General features: G+C 64.6%; 12 protein-coding genes, 1 tRNA gene and 1 pseudogene. 7 read left to right on the top strand and 7 right to left on the bottom strand.

What is annotated here, in order from left to right; genetic code table 11:
• The first annotated feature begins 158 nt into the window (after positions 1 to 158).
• Entirely contained in the window at positions 159 to 1,484 is a 1,326-nt protein-coding gene (locus tag OXF11_17860; protein ID MCY4488965.1) for a hemolysin family protein, read from the top strand.
• 12 nt (positions 1,485 to 1,496) lie between these two features.
• Positions 1,497 to 2,702, top strand: coding sequence for a LuxR C-terminal-related transcriptional regulator (locus OXF11_17855; GenBank protein MCY4488964.1), 1,206 nt, complete (start codon positions 1,497 to 1,499; stop codon positions 2,700 to 2,702).
• Positions 2,703 to 2,787: 85 nt separating this feature from the next.
• Here the strand turns inward: OXF11_17855 and hisC are convergent, their stop codons facing one another.
• Positions 2,788 to 3,867 carry a histidinol-phosphate transaminase gene (gene hisC / locus OXF11_17850; GenBank protein MCY4488963.1) on the bottom strand — a complete coding sequence of 360 codons (1,080 nt, stop codon included), beginning with the start codon at positions 3,865 to 3,867 and terminating at the stop codon, positions 2,788 to 2,790.
• A 115-nt stretch (positions 3,868 to 3,982) separates the two neighbouring features.
• Positions 3,983 to 6,607 (bottom strand): ATP-dependent chaperone ClpB, encoded by a 2,625-nt coding sequence (gene clpB / locus OXF11_17845; protein MCY4488962.1) that lies wholly within the window; start codon positions 6,605 to 6,607, stop codon positions 3,983 to 3,985.
• Between the two features lie 402 nt (positions 6,608 to 7,009).
• Between clpB and bioF the strand changes: the two genes are divergently transcribed.
• From bioF to bioD, 3 genes are read left to right on the top strand one after another with little or no spacing between them, the layout of a single operon-like run.
• Entirely contained in the window at positions 7,010 to 8,218 is a 1,209-nt protein-coding gene (bioF, locus tag OXF11_17840; GenBank protein MCY4488961.1) for an 8-amino-7-oxononanoate synthase, read from the top strand.
• A gap of 50 nt (positions 8,219 to 8,268) precedes the next feature.
• Positions 8,269 to 9,636 (top strand): adenosylmethionine--8-amino-7-oxononanoate transaminase, encoded by a 1,368-nt coding sequence (bioA, locus tag OXF11_17835; protein ID MCY4488960.1) that lies wholly within the window; start codon positions 8,269 to 8,271, stop codon positions 9,634 to 9,636.
• On the top strand, positions 9,633 to 10,361 hold the full coding sequence (gene bioD, locus OXF11_17830; protein MCY4488959.1) for a dethiobiotin synthase: 729 nt from the start codon (positions 9,633 to 9,635) through the stop codon (positions 10,359 to 10,361). The genes bioA and bioD overlap by 4 nt, the downstream gene beginning before the upstream one ends.
• A 126-nt stretch (positions 10,362 to 10,487) precedes the next feature.
• Here the strand turns inward: bioD and larC are convergent, their stop codons facing one another.
• Entirely contained in the window at positions 10,488 to 11,657 is a 1,170-nt protein-coding gene (larC, locus tag OXF11_17825) for a nickel pincer cofactor biosynthesis protein LarC (protein MCY4488958.1), read from the bottom strand.
• 122 nt (positions 11,658 to 11,779) lie between these two features.
• Between larC and OXF11_17820 the strand changes: the two genes are divergently transcribed.
• Both OXF11_17820 and OXF11_17815 read left to right on the top strand, forming a co-directional pair.
• Positions 11,780 to 11,855, top strand: a tRNA-Ala gene (locus OXF11_17820).
• Positions 11,828 to 12,895, top strand: a complete 1,068-nt coding sequence (locus OXF11_17815) for a DUF932 domain-containing protein (protein ID MCY4488957.1) — start codon at positions 11,828 to 11,830, stop codon at positions 12,893 to 12,895. The genes OXF11_17820 and OXF11_17815 overlap by 28 nt, the downstream gene beginning before the upstream one ends.
• A gap of 53 nt (positions 12,896 to 12,948) precedes the next feature.
• Here OXF11_17815 and OXF11_17810 read toward each other — a convergent pair whose 3' ends face one another.
• The 4 genes and pseudogenes from OXF11_17810 to OXF11_17795 form a co-directional block, all read right to left on the bottom strand.
• Positions 12,949 to 16,248, bottom strand: coding sequence for a DUF499 domain-containing protein (locus OXF11_17810; GenBank protein ID MCY4488956.1), 3,300 nt, complete (start codon positions 16,246 to 16,248; stop codon positions 12,949 to 12,951).
• A 374-nt stretch (positions 16,249 to 16,622) separates the two neighbouring features.
• A complete protein-coding gene (locus OXF11_17805) occupies positions 16,623 to 17,147 on the bottom strand; it encodes a hypothetical protein (GenBank protein ID MCY4488955.1) in 525 nt (174 codons plus the stop codon).
• A 51-nt stretch (positions 17,148 to 17,198) separates the two neighbouring features.
• Positions 17,199 to 18,413: pseudogene (locus OXF11_17800) on the bottom strand (hypothetical protein).
• Between the two features lie 243 nt (positions 18,414 to 18,656).
• A partial coding sequence (locus OXF11_17795; GenBank protein MCY4488954.1) for a transposase occupies positions 18,657 to 18,941 on the bottom strand: 285 nt, incomplete at its 5' end.

The following is an 18,941-nucleotide window of genomic DNA, read 5'->3' as shown; positions in this document are numbered from 1 at the left end:
CCCTCCCCCGCTTCCTCAAACTCTTGATTGCCCCATCGGGACAAATGCACCCCTAGACCGACCGCGCGTCTGTCGGGAACGCCCGCGTCCGGCCCGAGCCGGAGCGGTGTTCCTCCGTGTCCCTTTACGTCCCGGCATTCCGGATGGGAGATGTTTCGATGTTCGAGAGTTTATGGTTGGGCGCCACGATCATCCTGCTGTTGATCCTGGCCAACGGCTTCTTCGCGGCGGCGGAGATCGCCGTGATCGCCACGCGCAGGACGCGCGTCGACCAGGTGCAGGGCAAGGGCACGCGCGCCGCCGCGGCCCTCGGGCGACTCAAGGATGAGCCCGACCGGTTCCTCGCCACGGTGCAGATCGGCATCACCTTCGTCAGCACCCTGGCCTCCGCCATCGGCGGCGCCGGCGCCATCCAGGTCCTCACGCCGCAACTCCAATCGCTGCCGCTGCCCTACGCCGAGACCTGGGGCAACTACGCGGCCATCCTCTTCGTGGTCCTGCCCATCGCCTACCTCAGCCTGGTGTTGGGCGAACTCGTACCCAAGTCCATGGCGCTGCGCTTTTCCGAGCGCATCGCGTTCTTCGTGGCACTCCCCATCGACGCCATCTCCAGGTGCACGTCGTTCCTCGTGGCGTTCCTGACCCGCTCCAGCAACGTGGTCCTGCGGCTGTTCGGTGGCAAGGAGACCGGGTCCGCGAGCTTCATTTCCGAGGAGGAGGTCAAGTCGATCATTCGCGAGGGCACCGCCAAGGGGATCTTCGACGAGACCGAGAAGGAGCTGATTCACAGCGTCTTCGACTTCGCCGACACCCCGGTCAGGGCCGTCATGGTGCCGCGCACCGAGATCCACGCCATCGACGTCGAGTCCGAGCCGGACGATGTGCTGCGAAACTTCGTCGAGAGCGGCTTCTCGCGCCTGCCCGTGTACGAGAACGAGTTGGACCAGGTCCTGGGCATCGCCTACAACAAGGACATCCTGCGCGCCATGCAGGCCAACGAGCCCATCGACCTGCGCGCCATGGTGCACCCGCCCTTCTTCGTACCCAGCTCGCTGCCCATCAGCCAGCTCCTGAAGGACCTGCAGCGCCGGCGCATGGCGCTGGCCCTGGTGGTGAACGAGTACGGCGAAGTGGAAGGGCTGGCGAGCCTGGAGGACATCATCGAAGAGATCGTCGGCGAGATCCGCGACGAATACGACGCCGAGGAGCGCGGGCCGGTGGAACGCCTCCCCGACGGCTCGCTGGTGGTGTCCGGCTCCGCCCTGCTGAAGGACCTGCAGTCCGACTACGACCTGCCCTTCGAGGAGTCCGTGGACTACCACACCCTGGCCGGTTTCGTGCTGGCCAAGCTGAAACGCATCCCCCGCGGCGGCGAAAAGATCGAGACCGACGGCCACCGCCTCACCATCGCCGACATGGAAGGCCGCCGCATCCTCAAGATCCGCGTGGAGGAGAACCGCCGGGTGAACGGCGGTGCGGCGTAGGGTCCTGCCCTCATGATCAACCACGAGACGTTCGAGCGCATCCTGTCATCGATGCACGAGGCGGCGTTGGACGATCGGCGCTGGTCGGCCGCCTCCGCGCTGATCGACGACGCCCTCGGCGTGCACGGCCACTGCCTGGCGGTTGTCGACTTTTCCTGCCCGGAGAACCTCCAGGTCTATTTGGCGGAGTTCTGTTACCGCGGGCGACAGGACCACGAATTGGAACGCGAGTACGTCCAGGTCTATATGCCCATAGACGAACGAGTCCCGCGTTTTATGCGGCTCCCCGACAGCCAGCCGGTCCATATGACCAACCTCTTCACCGCGGCGGAGCGGAAGACCTCCCTGGTATACAACGAGCTGGCGCCCCGTATGCACGCCCAGAACAGCCTCAACGTGCGCCTTGACGGACCCGACGGCGCAAACATTTACTTGGGCGTGTTGGACCCGGTTGTCGGTAACGACTGGTCGGCGCCCCAGCTCGAACTGATCGGGCGTCTACTACCCCATCTCCGTCAATACGTCCGCGTCCGCCAAGTGCTTGCCGGCTCGGGGGCCTTGGGCGCGTCCCTCACGGAGCTGCTCGACACCACTGGAGCGGGCATCATCCAACTCGACCCGCGTGGGCGGATCGTGAATGTGAACGACAGTGCCGGGAGATTGCTGCGTGTTGGAGACGGTCTCGTCGACCACGACGGGTTCCTGTTCGCCGGTACGCCCGGAGACAACATCGGCCTCCAGAAGCTATTAAGTCGGGCGCTCCCGCCGTTCCGGGTCCAGGGCGTCAGCGGATCGATCATGGTACGGCGTCAGTTTGCGCCGTCACCGCTGGTGCTGCACGTCAACCCGGTGGACGGGCGGAAGACGGACGTGCGGGCTTGGCCGGTCGCGGCGCTCGTCCTGGTCGTGGATCCGGTGAGCTGGCCCCACATCGATCCGGCCATGGTCGGTCAGGCCTTGGGCCTCACGGAGATGGAGAGCCGGGTGGCCGTGCTGTTGGCCGAAGGCATGAGCGTCCGTAAAATCGCCGCGAGGATGGGTCGAAAGGAAAGCACGATCCGAGCGCACGTAAAGCACATGTTCGCCAAGCACGGCGTTTCGCGGCAGGCCGAACTCGTGCGGCTTGTACTGTCGCTGGCCAACGCTCCAGAGCGTGAGGCAACAGGCGAAGCGGCCTCGGCTCCGCGCCAACGTCGTCCGTCTTCCGGAAAATACTGAACAACCGCGATCGTGTAGGACCCACGCCGCACACGCACGTCGTGCCGCTTCACTGACGGAAGGGTCGCCAACCCGCCGGCGCGCGCTACGACGCCCGCTGCGTGACGCCGCGGCCTTGCAACAGGGCTGCCGTCTCCCTGAGCAGCGCCTGGATCTCACCTGGCTTGCCCACGGTGATCCGCATCATGTTGGACAACTCCGGGGTATCGAAGAAGCGCACCAGGATGCCCTTCTCGTGCAGTCCTTCATGCAGCCAGCGGATGCTGTCCCGGCCGAGCCGGGCCATGACGAAGTTGGCCTGGGACGCATGAACCTCGAAGCCCAGCCGGCGCAGTCCCCGGACCAGGGTTCCGCGGGTGCGCTGGATGCGCGCGACGTTGCGTTGCATCCACTCCACGTCCTCCAGGGCCGCCACGGCCGCCGCCAGGCTCAGGCGGCACAGGTTGTAGGAGTCCTTCACCTTCATCAGGCTGCGCACGATGTCCTCGCCGCCGAAGACCAGACCCACGCGCATGCCGGCCAGCGAATACGCCTTGGAGAAGGTGCGCAGCACCACCAGGTTGGGAAAGCGCTTGACCAGCGCGATGGCGCTTTCGTCGCTGTCGGCGAAGTCGATGTAGGCCTCGTCCACCACCAGCAGGCCGGCCACGGAGCGCGCCAGCCGCGCGATCTCGCTCACCGGCTCCAGCGTGCCCGAGGGGGCGTTGGGGTTGCACAGGATGGTCACCTTGCTCGACTGGAAGTAGAGCGGTGACGGGATCGTGAAGTTGTCGGCGTAGGGCACCGTCACGCTCTCGCCGCCCTGGATGGCGACAAGCGTCTCGTACAGCGAGTAGGTGGGCACCGGGTAGGCGACGCTGTCGCCCTCGCCCACGTAGCAGCGCATGAGGATGGACAGCAGCTCGTCCGAGCCGTTGCCCGCCATGACGTTTTCCGGACCGACGTTGTAGAGGGCGGCCGCGCGCTCGCGCAGTTCCAGGGCCACGGGATCGGGATAGAGGCGCAGCGACGAGGAGATCTCGCGGCGCACCGCGGCCAGCACCCTGGGGGACGGCGGGTAGGGGTTCTCGTTGGTGTTGAGCTTGATCAGATCGGTCTGCTTGGGCTGCGCACCAGGCGTGTAACCCTCCAGATCTTCGATGTTTTTTCTGAGGATGGACTGCATCCGGGAATTCTAGCCAGCCCCCGAGGGCATTGCAAATGACCCCGCGGGGCGTCATATCCAAGTGCCTCCGTCGCTCCCACGAGAGCGGAACGACGGAGGGAACCGGGGAGATCCGTTACGCGGCGTCGGCCACCTCCGACGCCGACACGGTCAGCTCGCTGCCGTCGTGGTCCACGACCACCCGGCTATGGTCCTTGACCTCGCCGGCCAGGAGCTTCCGCGCCAGCGCGGTCTCCAGCTCCTTCTGGATCAGGCGCTTGAGGGGCCGGGCGCCGTAGGCGGGGTCGTAGCCGGTGTCGGCGAAGTGGTCCTTGGCCTTCCGGGTCAGTTCCAGGCGGATGTGGCGCTCGCTCAGGCGCTCGCTCAGGTGGCCGAGCTGGATCTCGACGATCTCCCGGAGGTCCTCCCGGGTGAGGCCGTGGAACACCACGATGTCGTCCACGCGGTTCAGGAACTCCGGGCGGAACTCCCGCCGCAGCACATCGAGCACCTCCCGCTTCATGGCCTCGTACGCGCGGTCGTCGTTGCGCCCGCTGTAGTTGAGGATGAGCTGGCTGCCCATGTTGGAGGTCATGATCACTACCGTGTTCTTGAAGTCCACGGTGCGCCCGTGGCCGTCGGTCAGGCGGCCGTCGTCGAGGATCTGCAGCATGACGTTGAACACGTCCGGATGGGCCTTCTCTACCTCGTCGAACAGGATCACCGAGTAGGGATGGCGGCGCACCGCCTCGGTGAGCTGCCCGCCCTCGTCGTATCCCACGTATCCGGGAGGCGCGCCCAGCAACCGTGCCACGGTGTGTTTCTCCATGTACTCGGACATGTCCAGGCGCACCATGTTGGCCTCGTCGTCGAACAGGAACTCGGCCAGCGCCCGGCCCAATTCGGTCTTGCCCACGCCCGTGGGGCCCAGGAAGATGAACGACCCGATGGGCCGTTGCGGGTCCTTGAGACCCGAACGCGCGCGCACCACCGCGTCGGCCACCGCCGACACCGCCTCGTCCTGGCCGATGAGCCGCTTGTGCAGGTGCTCGCCCAGGTGCAGCAGCTTCTCCCGCTCGCCCTCCAGGAGCTTCGACACCGGCACACCGGTCCAGCGCGACACCACCTCGGCGATGTCGTCCTCGTCCACTTCCTCCTTGAGCAGCACGCCGCCGTCCTCGGTCTTGAGGCTGTCCTGCTGCTTGGCCAGGTCGTTCTCCAGCTCGCTCAGCTTGCCGTACTTCAACTCGGCCAAGCGGTTGAGGTCGTACTCGCGCTCCGCCTGCTCCATGGCCCGGCGGGTCTCGTCGATCTCCTCCTTGAGCTGGCGCAGCCTGGCGATGGCGCCCTTCTCCATCTCCCAGCGCGCCTTGAGGGAATTGGCCTCTTCCTTGAAGTTGGCCAGCTCGTTCTCGAGCTTGGCCAGACGCTCCCGCGAGGCGTCGTCGCTCTCCTTGCGCAGGGCCTCGCGCTCGATCTCGAGCTGCATGACCTGCCGGGACGCCTGGTCCAACTCCGTGGGCATGGAGTCGATCTCCGTGCGCAGCTTGGAGGCCGCCTCGTCCACCAGGTCGATGGCCTTGTCCGGCAGGAAGCGGTCGCTGATGTAGCGGTGCGACAGCACCGCCGCGGTCACCAGCGCGCCGTCCTTGATGCGCACGCCGTGGTGCAGCTCGTAGCGCTCACGCAACCCCCGCAGGATGGAGACGGTGTCCTCCACCGTGGGCTGGTCCACGGTCACGGGCTGGAAGCGGCGCTCCAGCGCCCGGTCCTTCTCCACGTACTTGCGGTACTCGTCCAGGGTGGTGGCGCCGATGCAGTGCAGCTCGCCCCGAGCCAGCATGGGCTTCAGCAGATTGCTGGCGTCCATGGCGCCTTCGGCGGCGCCCGCACCCACCACGGTGTGCAACTCGTCGATGAACAGGATCACCTCGCCCGACGACTTCTGCACCTCCTTGAGGACCGCCTTGAGGCGTTCCTCGAACTCGCCCCGGTACTTGGCGCCGGCGATGAGCAGCCCCATGTCCAGCACCACGATGCGCTTGTGCTTGAGCCCCTCGGGCACGTCGCCGGCCACGATGCGCAGCGCCAGCCCCTCGACGATGGCGGTCTTGCCCACGCCCGGATCGCCGATGAGCACGGGGTTGTTCTTGGTGCGGCGCGACAGCACCTGCACCACCCGGCGGATCTCCTCGTCCCGGCCGATGACGGGATCGAGCTTGCCCTGGGACGCGAGCTGGGTAAGGTCGCGGCCGTAGCGTTCCAGCGCCTGGTACGTGCCTTCCGGGTTCTGGCTCGTCACGCGCTGATGCCCGCGTACCTTCTGGAGCGCTTCCAGCAGCGTGTCGCGGCCGACCCCATGGGCTCGCAGCACCTGGCTCGCCTTGCCTCCGTCCTCGAGAATCGCCAGCAGCAGGTGCTCGACACTGATGTACTCGTCCTTGAGCTTCCCGGCCTCGTCCTCGGCGCGGGCGAACAGCCGCGACAGCCGCTGGGTGACGTAGACCTGCTCCGGACCGGCCGCGGCTCCCGCTCCGGTCACCCGGGGGATGCGGTCGAGCTCCGTCTCCAGCCCCTTCTTCACCGCCAGCACGGAAACGCCGGTCTGGGTCAGCAGCGCCGTGACCACGCCGTCCGACGGCTCCAGCAGAGCCGCCAAGAGATGCTCGACGTCCACCCCTTGATGATTGCGCCGCGAGGCCAGTGTCTGGGCTTGGCGCAACGCTTCCTGCGATTTCTCGGTCAAACGATTGATGTCCATAAATCCCTCCGGTTCCCCGGTTGTTCACAGAAAAATCTAGGTACGGATTCGTCAATGTCAATGTGACGGACGTTCCTCCAAGCCTTGGTTTCCTTGATTTCCCGTCCTCCACGTCGTGCAACAACTCGAACGCCCGGAATCGTCATTCCCGCGGAACAGGCTGTGTCGGAACACCATCTTGGAGAGGCAACCACCCCCGAAACGTCGAAACGTCATTCCCGCGGAAGCGGGAATCCAGGGGTGGTGGTGGGGTGTTACAGCGGCGTTTCCCCGCCTCACCGCCCCTGGATTCCCGCTTCCGCGGGAATGACGTTTCGAAGGGCCCTACCCCGTGAGTTTTGACGCAGCCCGTTCCACGGCAATGGTTCGGTTGTCGTATTTCTGATATCTACCCACCGAGGCATGGCCGACTTCATCGAACAGAGGCTGGACGAGATCCGGAGCCGCAACCTCTACCGCGAGTTGAAGGTGGTGGACGGCGAGCAGGACGCCACCGTCGTGCTCAACGGCCGGGAAGTGCTGAACCTGTCCTCCAACAACTACCTGGGGTTGGCCAACCATCCCGCCCTGAAGGAAGCCGCCCGGCAAGCGCTGGACCGCTACGGCTGCGGCTCGGGCGCTTCGCGGCTCATCTCCGGCAACATGACCGCCCACGAGGAGCTGGAGCAACGCCTCGCGCGCTTCAAGGGCACCGAGGCGGCGCTGGTGTTCAACAGCGGCTACCAGGCCAACGTCGGCATCATCGCCACGCTGGTGGAAAAGGACGACGTGGTGCTGAGCGACCAGTTGAACCACGCCAGCATCATCGACGGCTGCCGGCTCTCGCGCGCGGCGGTGTCCGTGTACCGTCACTGTGACATGGACCACCTGGAGAGCCTGCTGGAGGCGGCGCCGGCCGAGGCGCGCAAGCTCATCGCCACCGAGTCCGTATTCAGCATGGACGGAGACATCGCGCCCCTTCGGGAGCTGGTGGAGTTGGCGGAGCGTCACGGGGCCATGGTGATGGTGGACGAGGCCCACGGCACCGGGGTCCGCGGACCCAACGGCGCCGGCGTTGTGGCGGAGATGGGGCTCGGCGATCGGGTCCTGGTGCAGATGGGCACCCTGGGCAAGGCCTTGGGCGCCTTCGGCGCCTATGTCGCGGGCAGCGCCAGGCTGAAGGAGCTGCTCATCAACCGCGCGCGCAGCTTCATCTTCACAACCTCGCTGCCGCCGGTGGTGCTGGCCATGGCGGGCGCGGCCGTGGACCTGGTGGAGAAGGAACCCGAGCGGCAGTGCGCGCTGCGGCACAACACCGAGCGTTTGCGCAACGGCCTGGGGCGGCTCGGCTACACGGTGGGCGGGAGCACGCAGATCATTCCGGTCATGGTGGGAGAGGAGCAGCCGTGCATGGAGCTTGCGGCGCGGCTCCTGGACGCCGGCTTCTACGTACAGGGCATCCGCCCGCCCACGGTGCCTCCGGGCACGTCGCGGCTGCGGGTCACCACCATGGCGACCCATACGAACGAACAACTCGACCGCGCCCTCGACGCCTTCGCGCGAGCCGGCGAGAACCTTCCCGGCCCGGAATACAACGAGCCATCGGCGACGGCCGCCGCCAGACAGCGGTAGGTCGGATCACCGGGGGCGATCCCCGGCCAGCGCCACACGAACGGAGAACCATGGGCAGCAGCGACAGATACGACACCCTCAAACGCATGGACCACACGCACCTGTGGCACCCGTTCACGCAGATGCAGGAATGGATGGGCGAGGACCCATGCATCATCGCCGAGGGGGACGGAAGCTACCTCATCGACGTCAACGGCAATCGCTACCTCGACGGGGTTTCCTCGCTGTGGTGCAACCTGTTCGGGCACCGGCGGCCGGAGCTGGACGAGGCCCTCAAGGCGCAGACCGACCGCATCGCGCACTCCACCTTCCTCGGGCTCAGCCACGTACCCGGCATCGAGCTGGCCGCCCGGCTCACGGCCGTCATGCCGCCGGGGCTCACCCGCGTGTTCTATTCGGACAGCGGCGCCACCGCCGTGGAGGTGGCGCTCAAGCTGGCGGTGCAGTACTGGCAACTCCTGGGGCAGACCGAGCGGACCCAATTCGCGCGGCTGGAGGAGTCGTACCACGGAGACACGGTCGGGGCCATGAGCGTGGGCTACAGCGAGCTGTTCCACCACTACCACCGCACCATGCTGTTCCCCGCGCTGTCGGTAAAGCCGCCCTACGCGTATCAGCGGGAACAGGGCCTGACCGAGGCCGAGGCCATGGAACGTTCCGTGGCTGAGGCGCGCGCCACGGTCGGCCGGGAGAAAGACCGTCTGGCGGCGTTCATCATGGAGCCCGTCATGCAAGGGGCCGCGGGCATGTGGCCCCAGCCCGCCGGCTACGTCCGGGCCATCCGGGACATCTGCGCCGACAACGGCGTCCTGTTCATCGCCGACGAGGTGGCCACGGGCTTCGGGCACACCGGGCGCATGTGGGCGTGCGAGCACGACGGCGTGACCCCGGACCTCATGTGCGTGGGCAAGGGCATCACCGGCGGCTACCTGCCGCTGGCGGCGACCTTCGCCACCGAGCAGATCTTCTCCGCGTTCCTGGGCGAGTACGGCGAGTTCAAGAGCTTCTTCCACGGCCACACCTACACCGGCAACCCCCTGTGCTGCGCCGTGGCGCTGGCCGGACTGGACATCTTCGAGCGGGAAGCGCTGATGGAGACGGTGCCGGCCAAGATGACGTGGCTCGAGCAAACGCTCCAGGCGGACATCCTCTCCCTTCCCCACGTGCGCGAGATCCGCCAGCGCGGCTTCATGACGGGCATGGAACTGGTGAAGGACAAGGCGCGCGGCGAGCGCTACGACCCCGGCCTCAGGATCGCCAACCAGGTGGTGCTGGAAGCCCGGCGGCGCGGCGTCATCGTGCGCCCGCTGGGGGACACCCTCATCATGCTCCCGCCGCTTACCATCAGCGACGCCGAGTTGGCGACCCTGGTGGACGTGGTGCGCGACTCCATCCGCCACGTCACGGAAGCCTCGTGAGCCGCGGCTTTTTCATCACCGGCACGGACACCGGCGTGGGCAAGACTCTGGTGGCGTGCGGCCTGGCCGCCGCGTTCAGGGAGGCCGGGTTCAAGGTCGGCGTGATGAAGCCCGCGGAATCCGGCTGCCGGAACGAGAAGGGGCACCTGGTGCCCCAGGACGCCACCTTCCTCAAGGCCGCGGCCGGCAGCAACGAATCCATCGAGCGCATCTGTCCCTACCGGCTGGGCGTCCCCGTGGCTCCGAGCGTGGCCGCCGCCCACTCCGGCGTGCAGATCCGGCCGGACTTCCTCGTGCGCCTGTACCGCGACATGAGCGCCGTCCACGACCTCATGCTGGTGGAAGGCGCCGGCGGCCTGCTCGTCCCGCTGCGCCCGAGCTATACCTACGCGGACCTGGCCCGCGAGATCGGCCTCCCGGTTCTCGTGGTGGTGGGCAACCGCCTCGGCGCCATCAACCACGCGCTGCTCACCCTGGAACACGCCGCGTGCCTCAACCTGAAGGTGTCCGGATACATCCTGAACGACATGGAGAGTGAAAGGACGCCGGCCACGGACACCAACGCGGAGACCCTCGCGGAGATGACGCGAGTGCCGTGCGTGGGAAGAGTCCCGTTCCTGCGAGCGTCCGGACCGGGACCGGCCACGCCGCGGGAAACGCGCCCCGACCTGGGCGACCTGTTCCAGCGGTACGCCGAGTTCGACTACCTTGCCCGGATCACGTGAAGAGAGAGACCGCGACTTGGGCCATCGATCGTCATTCGCCAAACAGGCTGTGCCAATACTCGCCAGGCGGAGACCTTACGAATACGTCATTCCCGCGGAAGCGGGAATCCAGGGGTGGACCGGGGGTCACTGCCCGCCCATGAAACAGCGCGTCACCTCGTCGTAAACCGCCTTCAACGGCACCTTCCTCGACACCGCGACCTTCCGCGCCTGATCGTATTCGGGTGTCGCCCGCTTGCCCCCGCCCGGTTCCTCGGCGACCTTGACCGTGAGCGTGCCGAAACGGGTCTTGAGCTTCAGCGTCCTCCGCGGCAACACCAGCCGGTCCACCAGGTAGCAGCGCACCCCGAGGGTCGAGGTTTCCCCCAACACGATCCCCGCCAGCGCATCCCGCTGTTCCGGTTCCGCGACGACGCGCAACAACGTACCCGGCCGGTTCTTCTTCATCTGGACGGGCGAAAGCGTCACGTCACGAGCCCCCTCCGCGAAGAGGCGCTCCAACACATAATCGTAGAACTCGGGGTTCATGTCGTCGATGTGGGTCTCCATCACCAACATGCGCTCGTGTCCGAGTCGAGACGCGCTCTCCCCCAGCACCATGCGCAAGACGTTGGGCCGGTCCGCGAACTCCAGCGTGCCCGCGCCGTAACCCGTCCGCTCGACGCGCATGGCCGGAGCCTCGCCCTTCTCCGTCACGAGGGCCGAAAGGATGGCGGCGCCGGTGGGCGTCACGTTCTCCGCCTCGATGTGCGCGCCCTCGACCGGAAACCCCTTCAACAGCTCCAACGTCGCCGGCGCCGGCACCGGCAACACCCCGTGCAGCGAACGGGTCAGCCCCCGGCCCAGCGGCACGGCGGAACAGGCGAACTCGTCGATTCCGAGGAAACAAGTGCCGATGGCCGCCGCCACGATGTCCACGATGGAGTCCACCGCCCCCACCTCGTGGAAGTGAACCTCCTCCGGCGCGACCCCGTGGATCTTCCCCTCCGCCTCGGCGAGCCTGGAGAAGATGGCCAAGCCGCGGGCCTTCACCTCGGCCGACAGCCCGCTCCGCTCGATCAGCGCGCGGATGTCCGCCCAGCTTCGCCGCGGCTGCCCTTGGGCGGCGAGCACCTGAAACCGCACCGCGCGGATACCGTTGACCGCCTTCTTGCCCACGCGCATGCGAAACTCGAGGTTCGCGAGCTTGCCCAGCTCCTCCTGAAGCCGTTTGCGCGGCACCCCCAGGTCCAGCAGCGCCGCCACGGTCATATCCCCGCTGATGCCGGAGATCAGGTCGAAGTACGCGGTCCTCATCGTGATGGCAGGCGTACGAAACTCCGCGGTGCGGTGTCAAGGACCGGCTGATCGTGGCGCTGATCGTGGCGCATTTACATGCGGTTTGAGGGGTGCTATTCTGGAGATCCTGCAAGACGCGTGGGGCCGTAGCTCAGCTGGGAGAGCGCTAGGTTCGCAATCTAGAGGTCGTGGGTTCGATCCCCATCGGCTCCACCAATTCTTCATTCACCATCTTCCCCCGATCACTGATGACGAGTTCTGATAGTCGCAACTGGGAGCAAGCACTCAATGACGCTTGCTTCCCTGTTTCCTTGACCGACGTGTACGTCGGTACCCCGTCCCGACGCGCGAAACGGTACCGTGCGGTGATGCCTGTTGATCCCCGCCATGGGGACGAGCCGTTCGCCATCGTTACGGATCACTATCGGTTAATCCGCAATGAAGATGTCGTCGATCTCGGCCAAGAAGCCTTTGCGCGCTTGTTTGGTCCCCATCACCAAACCCGAATGACCGTGTTCAACGTCATGTTAGCGACCGGTCGAGGCAGTTTCATCGCTGATTTCACCGCACCGTCACTTGACTGCACAATCCCAATTCCCGTTCCTGCACCCGAACCCGGAGTCGATCCACGTCGCCATACGTTCTTCCTCCGCGTGGTGAACAGCTATAACAGGACGCAGGCCGTCAGGCTTGAGGCCGGGATTTGCCGTTGGATCTGCAGGAACGGCATGATCTTCGGAAAACAGTCGATACAGTTCCGGGACCCTCATCACAAGACTAAACACCAATTGATGGATCAAATCGCGCGAGACGCCCGGCGCTTGCCAACGAATGAGCTGTCGGAACAGATTGGCTCTATCTATGGTGTCCGACTGACGCCGGAGATGAGCGTCTTGGAAGGCGCTTGGCAAACCTTGAGACTCGCGATTCCGCAGGTCGACCCAAAGGCGCGCACTGCACGCGTCTGGCAGGAGCGCTGCGCTTCCTTGTCTGCGCTTGCAGAAACATACGAGACAAGGCACGGCCGGACGACATTCAGCGTGTTGCAGGCAGCTTCTCAATGGGCAAGAGAGCAAGAGCGAACTTCTCCGATTCAGCGCCACAGCTATGAACGGAGATGCGGTGAGATGCTGGAACAGATAACAGCCAACGCGCGCTGGCCAGATCGGGATCGACAAGCGCAGGATCAGGTGGATCGCATTCGTGGTTGGTCCAAGGTTTCGCTAGAAGCCCGGCAAAACGGCTTGATTTTTTGAACTTGAGAATTTCATGCCTTGTTTCACCCTTGTGCCGTGGGACTCCCCTGCCGCTATTCCTCTTCAAACCCGTGGCTGGTGAACTTCAGCGTGCGGCTGTTCTCGGTGACGGTGCGGACCACGTGGTCCGGGGCGCCATCGGGGATCTCGGCTTCGATCTCCAGTGTTGCGGTGACCTTAGCGCCAACCAGACCCGCCAAATGTGAGATGACTTCGTCGGCGATCTGGCTTGCATCGAGCCCGGCCCGCATCGCACCGAGAGAGACAGTGCCGTGAAAGCGCTTTGGTCGAGCGGAGGCCGGCGTGTCGGACGGCTTGGGGTCAGTCTCAGAGGAAGTGCCCGTAGTCTCTCCGCCAGTTCCCGACGTGTCGGGTTGGCGGGTTGGCGTCTTTGCTGCGGCATTCTCCGCATCGAGTTGTTGCCGGGCTACTGCGGGCTTCACCAGCATACCGGAGGAGTCGCCGTCCGGTACCGTAATCATCTGATTGGCCCGGAGGCCACGATAGCGCTGCCCGTCCTCGTTGTAGCTCTCGGCGAAGGCGAATGAATCCTGCTGCCAGCTCAGGAGCGCAACCCCGCTGGCGATGGCATCCAATACGACTCCGGAGTCCTTCAGACGCGGCAGATAAGGGTAGCGGGCGAAGTCTTCGACGATCTCTCGTATGTCGACATGATGGCCGCGCCATAGAGGGATTCTGTCCATCTCCATCCGAAGTCGTGTGGCGCCCAAAGCCGTAACCAAGTGCTCCTCGTTCTTGAGCCTCCTGCTTGCCCGCACAGCCAACGCATCCTGTCCCACCAACCGAATCACCTGCCAGCCCGTGGCATCCTGCGGTTTTGGCTGGACGGGCACCAAGAGCCACTGATAGGTCTCCGGCAGGCGCGCCGTTACTGCGCTAGAGGCTGCTTCCTTTTGTGTCTCGGCCTGCTTTACCTGGTGTGGCGACAGGTCGAGTTGCTCACGCTCCGCCACGATCGATTCCCATGCCAAGTAGCGTCTCAGCGCGTCGTCGAGATCCTGCAGGCGCGTCCTGTCAGCGGCCAGGAAAACCAGTGAGTTGCGGTACAGCCTGGGGGCGCTGCCGCGTGATTCGAGAATGGACGCGGCCGAAGCCTGGGCCGGGTTGTCGCTCTCACGGCTGTACGGTTGGTCGCTTCCCAAGACCACCAAGCGTGCGTCAAGGTCATCCGGGACATCTTGGCCCGACTGCGGCAACGGATGCACCCGATTGAAGTCACCCCGTAGCTTCAGGTCGGCGGTGAGACGGTTCCGCAACTCCTGAACAACCTTGTCCGGCTCCCGCCCCAATTGCTCGGCACGGTCTTCGGCCAGCTTGGTGACGGTGGGCTGGGTGGAGTACCAGTAGCGGTTTCCGTCCTGGTAGAGGTAGGTGGCCGCTCCCGCCAACCGTCTCAGAGCGTCCCCGAACACCGCGGGCGACTCGCCCGGCAGAACACAGCCAAGCTTTATGTGGCGGTCTTCCAGACCACGGTTGGCGGTCTCCACCGTGGGTGCCGAGCCGAGATAGATAGTGCGGGCTACTCGACGCGCGGCCGAAAACTTGCCCAAGTTGGATGTCTGCCCGTCGATTCGCAATGGCAAGGAGTGGGCGCCGTCAACGTCCTTTTCGAGGATCGGCACCCAGTGGTCCGGTAAGTAGCGCGTCAGCTCGAACTGCACACGGCCATCGTTGATCGAGATGTTGGCCGGGAGGATGAGCGGGGTTCGGTCGGTTCCCTCCCACAAGCTGTGAATCACGGCGGCCATCAGGCGCAGAACGCCCCGGGTGCGCTGAAAGCTCACCAGCGTGGACCAGTCCGTATAGAGACGGTCGAAGATCTCAGGGTGAATAGGATAGGCCGCACGGATGCGTTTCTCGTAGTCCGCGTCGCGACATTCGACCGGGAACTCCTGGTGCTGGGTTCGGTAGAGGTCAGCGAACGCCCGTGCAACCACGTCCCGGTCCTTGAACCGCGCCGTATCGGTAAGAGGCTCGAAGAGCCGCCGCCGCACGATCTCGAAACCCTCCTCGGCGCTGGCCGGGCGCCAGGATGATTCGACACGGCCCACCACGTTGCGCAGCCGATCGAGGGCCTCGCGACCCCGCTGGCCGCCCACCTCCACGTCGTCCGCGTGTGGCGAGCCGCCGGAATCCGACGCCGGCAGGCTGATTACCAGCAGGCAGCCTTCAGCTGCCTTGGCTGCCTCGGTCAGGGCTTGAGCAAAGGTGAACTGGGTCTCGAAGCTCCCGGCGGGGAGGTCGCTGTGATCGTGAAGTTGGCGCGCGTAGGCGACCCACTCGTCGATGAGGATCAGGCAGGGGCCGTGTTCGTTAAGAAGCTCCCGCAGGACATCGCCTGGGCTGGTAGCCCTCTCGTCATCCGCCCGGACCCGTTCGAACGCGCGCTTTCCCCCAAGTTGCCAAGCCAGCTCACCCCACAAGGTCCGCACCGTCGTGCCGTCGGATTTGATGGAAGGGTTGCCCGGCGAAATCTTGTTGCCCACGAGAACGATCCGCGTGACGGACGGCAGGGGATCCGGACCTACCTCCTGCATGATCTGCTCCACGTCCATCAGGTCGCTGGCGGCCACACCCGAGAACAGATGGTACAGCGCCAGCATCGAGTGGGTCTTGCCACCACCGAAGTTGGTCTGCAGGTCCACCACGGGGTCCCCGCCCTGCCCGGTCAGGCGTTGCACCGCTCTCACCAACAGCCGCTTCAGGCTCTCCGTGAGATACGTGCGGCGGAAGAACTCCACAGGGTCTCTGTACTCCGCGGTCCCCTCGCCCACGTGCACCTGCCACAGGTCGGCGGCAAACTCGGCTTGTTGATACCGGCCGCTCGCCACATCCGCGTGCGGCGTGATGACCTCGCGCCACGGCTTGAGGCTGGCCGTCGCGCCACTCTCGATGGCCGCACCTACGTGCCTGCGGCGCTCTCCTCGCGTCTGTTCATCAAAGCGGACGCGGAGGAGCTCCATCTTGAGCTTGTCAAGTTCTTCCCACTGAGGCGCCGACACAGCCGCCAGCAGACGGCTCGCCGAGTCGAGAGCCCGGTAGGCGTCGTCGCCTGAAATGCTCTCTTGATGTGCCCACTTGTTGCGCCACCCACGCAACTCGGACACGAGGCTCCGTTCCGAATTCCCCAGGATGTTGCGGAACACCAACTGCCAGTTGTCCCAGATCAGCTTGAGCAGACCTGCCGCGTCGTGCTCGGAGACGGGCTTGTTGGATGTGGAGACACCGTCGGTTACGTCCTTGCCCTTCAACTCCCGCGCGACAAACGGCGCAAGACCTTCCCGGAGGAGGTCCATCGCCTTGCCAACCCTCTCGTGGTTCGTGATTGCCATCCGTTGCCTCAGCTCGTTTCCGGTATTGCGGTACTATTCCGAGTAATCATTTATCACGAACGCCGTTCTTCCGCGTAGCGAGGCCCCACTTCCCGAGGCGCCATGCTGTTCTAGCCGTCGATAACCAACGCGTTCGGCCTGTTTGACCACAGCCCATTCGATGCGGCTGGCCGCCGAAGCGAACATACACGCTGTGCCGCGCCGCCGTGAATGAAACGCGTCAACACGGCGACGAAGGTCTCCAGAGGGTGTGTGGAATGGCCGACAGTGAGAACGGGACGGCAGACGGGAGCCAGGCTTCTGCTATCACGAAGTCCGGAATGGGGCGGCTGAAGCTCCTTCCCATCCGACAGGTGTCTCCGTGGGACGTTAACTCAACGTGCAGCCAGTTCGCGTTTCAGGTCCGCAAACGCTGCCTCTTCGACATCGAGGCGGTCTCGAACGATCCGTTCGATCCACGCATCCATGCTCTTCTCTCGGTGGAGGCGCGCGAAAAATGCAGCTCGCGTTGCAAGCGACGTAGGTAAAGGTACTGTCTTGGCCTTGTCTTTCCCAGTACGGACCGATCTCCCCCAAGCCGTATCATCGTCCGCTTGGGCGACGATGATGTCGTCAATTTCTCTTTCGGTTAAGGGTGTCGATTTTTTATTCATAGCGGCCATCCCGAAATGATCCGGACGACATTGTCCTGCTTCAGTTGAAAATAACTTCAAGCACCTACCGGCCTGTGTTCGTCCCAATAGCTGATAACGGTCTTTGTACGACTTGTTGCGACGAATTTCGAAGCCTGAGAAAAAGCATTCGACTGCTTCCTCGAAGCTAACCTTGTGAGGCGCAAGCTCATCGCGCTCGAAGTCATACTCGAAGTCCACTGGCGTGAAGCGCGCCCAGTTCACCATTGCGTAGTTTATCCCGTGTCTACAAGATCTCTCAAGCTGACGCCTCTGCTGTCAAAGAAGCTCCGGCTGCTCTGGGGAGCCGGCCAATCGACTAATCTCCGGCCAGCTCTGGACCAGAGAATTGTAGGCCAACGCTTCCGTGGGACGACCCTTTCGCTCCGCGATGGAGTAGAGGCGATAGGCCAACTCACGCGCCGTTTCCCCTACTCCACCAAGGCGTCTGAGAAGCGCCGCGGCCCGCGTCTCGCCGCCGCTCTCCAGGACGCGGACAAGTTGGTGGACGACTTCCCATACCGTGAGTCGCGAATCGGCTGTTGGATCCCAGTCGTCAGCTAATTCGCTTGGACGCAGAAGCCGCACTCTGCCTGCACGAGAATCAAGGATACCGCCCTGGACGACGCCCGCGATGCTCGTGTTCTTGGCCTTGGAGAGCATTTCCGCCACGCCGTACTCCCCCTCGCCGAACCCATGCTGCTCAAACCACGCCAACGCCCAACGAGTATCCGCGTCAAACTCGCCTTCCTGCTCGGCAAGGGTTTCGTCGAGAACTTGGTTGATGAGCGCCAGCGCGTCCCTCACTGGTACCGGGTTGCCGTCGGCCTCTAATACCTTGGCGTAGCGTGTGTAAACCGCCATCCCCGGCCCGATGGCCGCCTGGGCGAAATCGACCGGGGCGATGTTGCCGGCCTGGAGGTGGGCGAGGGCGAGCGGAAGCTCGGCCTTGAGCGCAGCGACGAATTCGCGGCGGGTGGCCAAGGGTGCGTCGCCGGGGCGCCGGCGGCACACGAGGACGATGGAGGAGGCGAGGGCGTTGGTGCCGGCTTTCAGGTTTCCGGTGTATTCGGTGCGCATCGGCCAAGTCCCCGTAATGGAGAAACCAGACTCGATTACCGCGGCCAGGAAAGCCTCCCAACCAGTGCTGACCGTCCCGGTGTCACTTTTCGTCTCTGACTGCTTGAAGGCGTAGTAGATGGTGACCGGATAACCGGGGTGCGACCGCTCTGCGAGACTGCGTATGGCCTTCGTCATTCCTGTAAGAAAGAACGCATCTGCCTTCTCCTTGTTTCCATGACGGTACGGAGTAGCAACCAACTCTTCGGCCTTTGGCACGGCGAGCGTAGCGAGGAGATCAGGATAGATCGATCGGACGGCACGGCGCAGCCAGACGTAGAAGAAGTCCGAGAGGTCCGCGTAGCCGATGTTGTCGTAGTACGGGGGATCGGTGGAGACAACCTTGTCCGTGCTGATTGACTGAGCAGCCGCATCCTCTTGTTGCGCCGAAGCGCCAGTGTATAACCCATGCGAAGCAATCATCTTCGCAGCTTGCTCTACACCAAGAAGGAAATTGCCGGACGACCCACTAACAGGCCGTGGAAAAACGCCTAGATTTGAGCGTTTGTGAGTGATTCGATGGAAAACCCGGCTTCAGGGCATCGAGATAGACTTGTTTCACCGGCCATTTCAGGCCAGCGGGCGCGGCGCAGACGCATTGAGGCCATGGACGCATGCTCAACCTCCGACTCCCAAGGTGCGCAGTCGTACCAGGTTGTAGGCGGCGAAGGTGAGGGTGAACTGGAAGTCGACCTTGGCCAGGCCCCGGTGCTTGAGTTTGCGCATGCCCCCGATGGTCTTGGCCCAGCCGAAGCCTTCCTCGATCCGTTTGCGGATGCGCTGGCTCACTGCGTAACCACCGTGACGGGTGGTGCGCCGGTCAATGGCGGAACGGCGGTGGGTATCGTTCTGGGCCACATGCGGACTGACGTTGGCGCAGCGCAGTCCCTCCACAAAGTCTTT

The sequence above is a fragment of the Deltaproteobacteria bacterium genome (genome assembly GCA_026712905.1).
Classification (GTDB): domain Bacteria; phylum Desulfobacterota; class Binatia; order UBA9968; family JAJDTQ01; genus JAJDTQ01.
Note: the sequence above shows the minus strand (reverse complement) of the source record. Positions and strands in the feature narration are given on the sequence as shown.

Bases quoted from the DNA above. Each gene is read 5' to 3' on its own strand.
- OXF11_17860 (MCY4488965.1), top strand. From the start codon at position 159: ATGTTCGAGAGTTTATGGTTGGGCGCCACGATCATCCTGCTGTTGATC.
- OXF11_17855 (MCY4488964.1), top strand. From the start codon at position 1,497: ATGATCAACCACGAGACGTTCGAGCGCATCCTGTCATCGATGCACGAG.
- hisC (MCY4488963.1), bottom strand. From the start codon at position 3,867: ATGCAGTCCATCCTCAGAAAAAACATCGAAGATCTGGAGGGTTACACG.
- clpB (MCY4488962.1), bottom strand. From the start codon at position 6,607: ATGGACATCAATCGTTTGACCGAGAAATCGCAGGAAGCGTTGCGCCAA.
- bioF (MCY4488961.1), top strand. From the start codon at position 7,010: ATGGCCGACTTCATCGAACAGAGGCTGGACGAGATCCGGAGCCGCAAC.
- bioA (MCY4488960.1), top strand. From the start codon at position 8,269: ATGGGCAGCAGCGACAGATACGACACCCTCAAACGCATGGACCACACG.
- larC (MCY4488958.1), bottom strand. From the start codon at position 11,657: ATGAGGACCGCGTACTTCGACCTGATCTCCGGCATCAGCGGGGATATG.
- OXF11_17810 (MCY4488956.1), bottom strand. From the start codon at position 16,248: ATGGCAATCACGAACCACGAGAGGGTTGGCAAGGCGATGGACCTCCTC.
- OXF11_17805 (MCY4488955.1), bottom strand. From the start codon at position 17,147: ATGGTGAACTGGGCGCGCTTCACGCCAGTGGACTTCGAGTATGACTTC.